This is a genomic window from Aeromonas sp. QDB68 (assembly GCF_027707405.1).
GTDB classification, from domain to species: Bacteria; Pseudomonadota; Gammaproteobacteria; order Enterobacterales; family Aeromonadaceae; genus Aeromonas; species Aeromonas caviae.
Window position 1 is genome coordinate 1 of the sequence record NZ_JAPCIQ010000132.1, and the last position, 7,406, is coordinate 7,406.

The following is a 7,406-nucleotide window of genomic DNA, read 5'->3' on the forward strand; positions in this document are numbered from 1 at the left end:
GGGCGGGAAGTGAATGTACCACGTTGCTTGCATGAGGCGCTGGGGCGCCCCATGCAACACGTAATTGGGACATAGCCAATGAAAACGGGGCCCAGGGCCCCGTTGTTTTTCTCACCGCCAGGCGGCGTGGGTTCAGGCGCCCAGGCCGTTACCGGCGTCTTTCTTGGCAATCAGCTCAATCTTGTAACCGTCCGGGTCTTCCACGAAGGCGATGACGGTGGTGCCGCCCTTCACCGGGCCCGGTTCTCGGGTGATCTTGGCGCCGGCGGCGCGCAGCGCCTCGCAGGTGGCATAGATGTCGTCCGCTTCCAGGGCGATGTGACCATAGGCGGAACCGAGCTCGTATTCGCTCACGCCCCAGTTGTAGGTGAGCTCGATGACGGCTTCATCCTTCTCGTCGCCGTAGCCGACGAAGGCCAGGGTGTACTTGTATTCGCTGTTCTCGCTCTTGCGCAGCAGTGTCATGCCCAGCACTCGGGTGTAGAAGTCGATGGAACGTTGCAGATCGCCGACGCGCAACATGGTATGCAGAATTCTCATTGCTCAATTCTCCGGGTTGGTGGATTGGTACTGCCTTGAATCCATTGCCCGAGACCGGATCCGCAGAGGCCTGCAGATCAACTCTCGGGATAGACCTTCTCTTTGTATTCGCACAAATCTTCGATGATGCAGGAGCCGCAGCGGGGCTTGCGGGCGAGACAGGTGTAACGCCCGTGCAGGATGAGCCAGTGATGCACGTCCAGCTTGAACTCGGCGGGGACCACCTTGAGCAGCTTCTCCTCCACCTGATCGACGTTCTTGCCCACTGCAAAGCCGGTGCGGTTGGAGACCCGGAAGATATGGGTGTCGACGGCGATGGTGGGCCAGCCGAAGGCGGTGTTGAGCACCACGTTGGCCGTCTTGCGGCCGACGCCGGGCAGGGCCTCGAGGGCCTCGCGATTCTCCGGCACCTCGCCGCCGTGGCGCTCCAGCAGAATGGCGCAGGTCTTGATGACGTTCTCGGCCTTGGTGTTGAACAGGCCGATGGTCTTGATGTACTCCTTGACCCCATCCACCCCCAGATCCAGCATGGCCTGGGGGGTGTTGGCCACCGGATAGAGCTTGTCGGTGGCCTTGTTGACGCTCACGTCGGTGGCCTGGGCCGAAAGCAGCACGGCGATGAGCAGCTCGAAGGGCGTGGTGAAGTTGAGCTCTGTGGTGGGATGGGGGTTGTCATCGCGCAACCGCTCCAGGATCAGCCTGCGTTTCTGGTTGTTCATGGCTCTCTCTTGTCTCAGAGCTGGGTAGTGCGGGCGCCCGCCGCCGGCACGGTGCAGTGGGCCTTCTCGGCACTCTGCTTGCGGCCCATCCAGTCGTTGATGGCGTTTTTGCCGGCGATCATCAAACCGAGGCCGATGAAGCCGCCGGGGGGCAGGATCGCCAGCAGCAGGCTGGCGTCGGCGTGGAACAGCTCGACGCGCAATGACTTGGCCCAGTCACCCAGCAGCAGCTCGGCACCGTCAAACAGGGTGCCCATGCCGATGATCTCGCGAAGGCCCCCCAGTACCAGCAGCACCAGGGTAAAGCCCAGCCCCATCATGAAGCCGTCGAGGGCGGCAAGCAGGGGCGGGTTCTTGGAGGCATAGGCTTCGGCGCGGCCGATGATGACGCAGTTGGTGACGATGAGGGCGATGAAGATGCCGAGCGCTTGATAGAGGCCGTAGGTGTAGGCGTTCATCAACAGCTGCACGCTGGTCACCAGGGCCGCGATAATCATCACGTAGACCGGGATGCGGATATCCTTGGGCACCCAGTTGCGCACCAGGGAGACGGCGAGGTTGGAGCAGACCAGTACCACCATGGTGGCAAGGCCGAGCCCCAACGCATTGGTAAAGGTGGAGGAGACCGCCAGGGTGGGGCAGAGTCCCAGCACCTGCACCAGGGAGGGGTTGTTCTTCCACAGTCCCTGCAGCATCAGCTCCTTGAGCTCTTCGCGGCGGCCACTTTCCCCGGCGGGTTGGCTGGCCGTGTCAATCACGTCGACTTGTTCCATAGCGTGTGCTCCGGCGTTAGGGGTTGGTATGGCAGGAGGGGGCATCGTGCAGCAGTTCGGGGTGCTCCTGTTGCAGCCTCAGCAAATTTTTCACCGCCTTGACCACGGCCCGCGGGGTGATGGTTGCCCCGGTGAAGGCGTCGAATTCGCCGCCATCCTTCTTCACCGCCCAGGTGGTGTCGTTGTCGGCCGTGAGGGACTTGCCGGTGAAGCTGTCGATCCAGCTGGATTTCTTCAGTTCTATCTTGTCACCAAGCCCCGGGGTTTCCTTGTGGGCCAGCACCCTGACCGCACTGACGGCCCCCTTGGCATCGGTGCCGACCACCATGCGAATGGCTCCACTGTAACCATCGGGGGCCACGGTTTCCAGCGCGTAGCCGGTATGCACCCCCTTGAGGGTGGCGGTGTAGAGGGGCATGGGCTCATCGCTGCCCAGGTATTCCCGGCTGCTGACCAGCTTGCAACTGGCCACCAGATCGTTGTCATAACTCCCCTCGGGCAGCAGGGCCTGCAGGGTGCGCAGCTTCTCCAGCTCTTGCTGGTGGGCGATGCGATCCCGGGTCAGTTCGTTGGTCAGCACCACCATGGCGGTGCAGCCGAGGGCAAAGAGGGCCAGGGTCAGGCCATTCTTGCGCATGCTTTTCAACATGGGAGGCTCCCTGTCTCGCGTCTGTGGCAATTCAGATGTGGGTTCATTTGCGACGGGCTCCATAGACCTTGGGGCGGGTCAGACTGTCAATCAGGGGAACGCACAGGTTGGCCAGCAACACGGCGAAGGCGAAGGCATCCGGATAGCCGCCAAAACGGCGGATGACATAGACCAGCACGCCGATGAGCACACCGTAGACGAGGCGCCCCTTTGCGGTGGTGCTGGCACTCACCGGATCGGTGGCGATGAAGAAGGCCCCGAGCATGGTGGCACCGCTGAACAGGTGCAGCATGGGGGTGGCGGTGGCATCCGGGGTGGCCAGATAGCCCAGGGTGGCAGCGAGCAGCAATGCGCCCAGCACGGCAGTCGGAATGCGCCAGTTGATCACTTTCTGCTGGAGCAGGAAGAGGCCTCCCAGCAGGTAGCCGAGGTTGACCCAGCTCCAGCCGATACCACCCCAGCCCTCGAAGACCTTGTGGGTCATCACTTCGGTGGCGGTCAGTCCCTGGGTCAGTCCGGTCTTTAAGGTATCCAGCGGCGTGGCCATGGTCAGGCCATCCACCCCCTGCTTGAGCTGCAGCATGCTGTAGCCGTCGAGGCTGAAGCCGGTGAAGATCACCGAGGCCGCATCGGCGAAGCCGATGTCGTAGGCGGCGATGCTGGAGGGGGGCAGCCAGCTGGTCATCTGGACCGGGAAGGAGACCAGCAGCAGCACATAGGCCACCATGGCAGGATTGAACAGGTTCTGACCGAGCCCGCCATAGAGATGCTTGGCGATGATGATGGCGAACGCCGTGCCCAGCACCAGCATCCACCAGGGCAGCAGGGGGGGCAGGGAGAGACCGATGAGCACGGCGGTGAGCGCCGCGCTGCCATCCAGCAGGGCCGGTTTGACGGGGCGGCCGCGCAGGCGAAGGACCAGGGCCTCCGAACCCAGGGCCGTGACCAGCGCCAGCAGGATCTGGATCAGGGTCCCCCAGCCGAAGAACCAGGTCTGCGCCAGGAAGCCGGGCAGGCAGGCCAGGATCACCAGCACCATCAGGGTCTGGGTCTGTTTGCGGTTGTGGGCAAAGGGCGCACTCGCGATATTGAACATGGATCAGTGGCTCTTGTCGGTCGAAGGGGAGGAGGCAGCCTCGGCCGCCAGCTTCTTGGCTTTGGCCCGGGCGATGGCGGCGGCGATGGCCGCCTTCTTGGGGTCCACCTCGGCGGCGGGTCCGGATGCGGCGGCAGGGGCCTCAACAGCGTTATCGGTTGTGTTCACGGATGTCTCACCTGCGACCACCGGCCCGTCACCTTGCGCCTCGGCGGCTTTCTTGGCCTTGGCCCGGGCGATGGCGGCGGCGATGGCCGCCTTCTTGGGGTCCACTTCGGCAGCGGGCTCGGATGCGGCGGCCGGGGCCTCAACGGCGTTATCGGTTGTGTTCACGGATGTCTCACCCGCGACCACAGGCCCATCCCCTTGCGCCTGGGCGGCCTTCTTGGCCTTGGCCCGGGCGATGGCAGCGGCAATGGCCGCTTTCTTGGGGTCCACCTCTGCGGCCGGGGCCTCAACGGCGTTATCGTTTGTGTTCACGGATGTCTCACCTGCGACCACCGGCCCGTCACCTTGCGCCTGGGCGGCCTTCTTGGCCTTGGCACGTGCCAGGGCGGCGGCGATGGCGGCCTTCTTGGGATCCAGCTCTGCCTTGGGATGTTGCTCCCCAGGTGCCGGGGTGTCAGCCAGCCCATTGCCCTCGCCATTGGCGGCCTTGGCGGCACGACGGGCGATGGCCTCCTGCTTGCGTGCCTCACGGGCGGCAATCATGGCCTCGTTGTCCGGTGCGGGTTCACTCACGGCCACCTGGGCCGTCTCCTGTTTGGCCTTGATGCGGGCCAGGGCGGCGGCGACCGGATCTTCGCCCCCGGCCGTCGTCATGGCCTGGCGACGCTGGGCTGCGGCCTCGGCGTGGCGGGCTTCGCGGGCCGCCTTCTCACGCTCGAAGCGAGCCTGCTTGGCCTCGAAGCGCTGCTTGGCACGTTCGGCCTTCTCGGCCTCGGCACGGGCCTCGCGGATGTCATCCTTGGCGATCTTGTAGTACTGCACCAGGGGGATTTCGCTCGGGCAGACCCAGGCACAGGCGCCGCACTCGATACAGTCAAAGAGGTTGAGCTTCTCGGCCTTGTCGTACTCCTTGACCCGGCTGTACCAGTAAAGCTCCTGGGGCAGCAGGGTGGCGGGGCAGGCATCGGCGCAGGCACTGCAACGGATGCAGGCCTGTTCCGGGCCGGGGGGCGGCAGCTCGGCGCGGGTGGGGGAGAGCAGGCAGTTGGTGGCCTTGACCACGGGGACCATGGCGTGGGGCAGGGTGAAGCCCATCATGGGGCCCCCCATGATGACCCGCTGATCCGCCTCCGGTTGCAGCTCGAAACGCTGGAGCAGCCAGCGTACCGGCGTGCCCAGACGCACCCAGGCATTGCCGGGTTTCTTGAAGGCGTCGCCGGTGAGGGTGACGATGCGCTCGATGAGCGGCTCCCCATCGATGATGGCGCGCTTGATGGCAAAGACGGTGGCGACGTTGAGCACCATGATGCCCATGTCGACCGCCCGGCCTCCCTTGGGCACCTGGCGTCCGGTGAGCAGCTCTATGGTCTGTTTGGCGCCGCCGGAGGGGTACTTGGTCGGTACCGACTTGACCAGCACGTCGGCGTCGCTGGCATGGCGGGTCAGGGCCTCGATGGCCGCCGGTTTGTTGTCTTCCACCCCGATCAGGGTGAGCTTGGGCTTGAGCAGGTGCTTGAGTACCTGGATGCCGTCCATGATCTCGTCGGCGTATTCCTGCATCAGACGGTCATCTGTGGTGATGTAGGGTTCGCACTCCAGCCCGTTGACGATGAGGATCTCGGTGAGCTGGCCACGGCCGTCGAGCTTGCTGTGGGTCGGGAAGACGGCGCCGCCGAGCCCGGCGATGCCGGCCTGCTGGATGCGTTCGAGCAACGCCCCCCGCTCCAGGTTCCAGTAGTCAGGCTGGGGTGTGCGCTCGCCCCAGGCATCGTCTCCGTCCGGGGTGAGGAGGATGCAGAGATCGTCAAGACCGGAGGGGTGCGCCACCGTGTGCTGCTCGATGGCGGTGATGGTGCCCGAGGTGGAAGCGTGCACCGGCACGATGCGTCCCTTGTCAAAACGGGTGAGGGGTTGCCCTTTCTTGACCTTGTCCCCCACCCGCACCAGCAGTTCGCCGGCCGGACCCGCGTGCTGGCGCACCGGAATGATGAGCTGTGGGGGAAGGCCCGCGTCAACGACGGGGGTCAGGCTGGACTGGTGCTTGTTCTCGGGGGGATGGATGCCGCCGTGAAAATCCCACAGAGTGCCGGCTTTGATGCGTTCGAGCAGATGCTGCATGGTTACTCCGCTGTTTATTCCACTATCTTGACCGGAATGGCGACCTTGGCCAGATCCCATTTCCAGTTGTCGACCGTGGTCGGCACCGGGATCATTTCAATACAGTCGGTCGGGCAGGGGTCGACGCAGAGGTCGCACCCGGTGCACTCGGCCGCGATGACGGTATGCATCGCCTTGGTGGCACCCAGGATGGCGTCGACCGGACAGGCCTGGATGCACTTGGTGCAACCGATGCACATGTCTTCGTGAATGAAGGCCACCTTCTTGACGGGGATTGCCGCGTCTTCACCGCCGTCCAGAGACTGGGGCTCGACCCCCATCAGGTCGGCAATCTTGCGCATGGTGGCGTCGCCACCGGGCACGCACTTGTTGATCTTGTCGCCATTGGCCAGGGCTTCGGCGTAGGGTTTGCAGCCCGGGTAACCGCACTGGCCGCACTGGGTCTGGGGCAACAGAGCATCGAGCTGATCGACGATGGGATCGGCCTGCACATGAAACTTGACGGCGGCAAAGCCGAGAATGATGCCGAAGGCCAGGGCAAGCAGGGCCAGCACCAAAATGGCAAAGAGTATGTGAATCATAGCGTTATATCTTGATGAGGCCGGTAAAGCCCATGAAGGCCAGCGACATCAGGCCAGCGGTGACCATGGCGATGGAGACGCCACGAAACGGTGCCGGCACGTCGGCGGCCACCAGCCGCTCACGCATGGCGGCAAAAAGGATCAGCACCAGGGAGAAGCCGACGGCGGCCCCGAAGCCGTAGATGATGCTCTGGATGAAGTTGTGGCGCTCGTTGATGCTGAGCAGCGCCACGCCGAGCACGGCACAGTTGGTGGTGATGAGCGGCAGGAAGATGCCGAGCAGGCGATAGAGGGTCGGGCTGCTCTTGCGGATCACCATCTCGGTGAACTGGACCACCACGGCGATCACCAGAATGAAGCCCAGGGTGCGCAGGTAGGCGATCTCCAGCGGGATCAGGATATAGTGCTCCATCAGATAGGAGCAGGCGCTGGCCAGCGTCATGACGAAGGTGGTGGCCAGACCCATGCCGATGGCGGTTTCCAGCTTGCCGGAGACACCCATGAAGGGGCAAAGGCCGAGGAACTTCACCAGCACGAAGTTGTTGATCAGCACGGTGCCGACCAGTAAAAGCAGGTACTCAGTCATTGAAGATGGGTTATCCGGTATGAAGGCGGCCGTATTATCTGATGTTAGGTGCCTTTAGACAACCGCAAGGCCGTATGGTTATTATTCGAATGCCCAATTCTTGACATCCTCCCCCACCTTAGCGCTTCGCGTCACAGGAGGGGGATTCCCATTACTGGGTGATAGCTGCTCGCGCA

8 protein-coding genes are annotated in these 7,406 nt (G+C 63.7%); all 8 read right to left on the bottom strand.

Translation table 11 applies throughout. The annotated features are described in order from the left end of the window. Nucleotides 1-132: 132 nt before the first annotated feature. Nucleotides 133-540, bottom strand: coding sequence for a lactoylglutathione lyase (gloA, locus tag PG892_RS20605; protein WP_039038673.1), 408 nt, complete (start codon nt 538-540; stop codon nt 133-135). 77 nt (nt 541-617) lie between these two features. Further along, a complete protein-coding gene (nth, locus tag PG892_RS20610; protein ID WP_005302279.1) occupies nt 618-1,259 on the bottom strand; it encodes an endonuclease III in 642 nt (213 codons plus the stop codon). Nucleotides 1,260-1,273: 14 nt separating this feature from the next. After that, complete coding sequence (locus PG892_RS20615) at nt 1,274-2,032, bottom strand: electron transport complex subunit E (RefSeq protein ID WP_010674312.1); 759 nt, start codon at nt 2,030-2,032, stop codon at nt 1,274-1,276. 16 nt (nt 2,033-2,048) lie between these two features. Then, entirely contained in the window at nt 2,049-2,681 is a 633-nt protein-coding gene (gene rsxG, locus PG892_RS20620) for an electron transport complex subunit RsxG (protein ID WP_043156385.1), read from the bottom strand. Nucleotides 2,682-2,724: 43 nt separating this feature from the next. Next, nucleotides 2,725-3,777: an electron transport complex subunit RsxD gene (gene rsxD, locus PG892_RS20625; protein ID WP_010674314.1), complete on the bottom strand. Its 1,053-nt coding sequence runs from the start codon at nt 3,775-3,777 to the stop codon at nt 2,725-2,727. A gap of 3 nt (nt 3,778-3,780) precedes the next feature. After that, on the bottom strand, nt 3,781-6,063 hold the full coding sequence (gene rsxC, locus PG892_RS20630; protein ID WP_270825790.1) for an electron transport complex subunit RsxC: 2,283 nt from the start codon (nt 6,061-6,063) through the stop codon (nt 3,781-3,783). 14 nt (nt 6,064-6,077) lie between these two features. Next, complete coding sequence (gene rsxB, locus PG892_RS20635) at nt 6,078-6,644, bottom strand: electron transport complex subunit RsxB (RefSeq protein WP_042017194.1); 567 nt, start codon at nt 6,642-6,644, stop codon at nt 6,078-6,080. Between the two features lie 4 nt (nt 6,645-6,648). Next, nucleotides 6,649-7,230, bottom strand: coding sequence for an electron transport complex subunit RsxA (rsxA, locus tag PG892_RS20640; RefSeq protein WP_039038677.1), 582 nt, complete (start codon nt 7,228-7,230; stop codon nt 6,649-6,651). Nucleotides 7,231-7,406: the final 176 nt, after the last annotated feature.

Coding starts and splice junctions, on each gene's coding strand:
- gloA (WP_039038673.1), bottom strand. CDS start 540: ATGAGAATTCTGCATACCATGTTGCGCGTCGGCGATCTGCAACGTTCC.
- nth (WP_005302279.1), bottom strand. CDS start 1,259: ATGAACAACCAGAAACGCAGGCTGATCCTGGAGCGGTTGCGCGATGAC.
- PG892_RS20615 (WP_010674312.1), bottom strand. CDS start 2,032: ATGGAACAAGTCGACGTGATTGACACGGCCAGCCAACCCGCCGGGGAA.
- rsxG (WP_043156385.1), bottom strand. CDS start 2,681: ATGTTGAAAAGCATGCGCAAGAATGGCCTGACCCTGGCCCTCTTTGCC.
- rsxD (WP_010674314.1), bottom strand. CDS start 3,777: ATGTTCAATATCGCGAGTGCGCCCTTTGCCCACAACCGCAAACAGACC.
- rsxC (WP_270825790.1), bottom strand. CDS start 6,063: ATGCAGCATCTGCTCGAACGCATCAAAGCCGGCACTCTGTGGGATTTT.
- rsxB (WP_042017194.1), bottom strand. CDS start 6,644: ATGATTCACATACTCTTTGCCATTTTGGTGCTGGCCCTGCTTGCCCTG.
- rsxA (WP_039038677.1), bottom strand. CDS start 7,230: ATGACTGAGTACCTGCTTTTACTGGTCGGCACCGTGCTGATCAACAAC.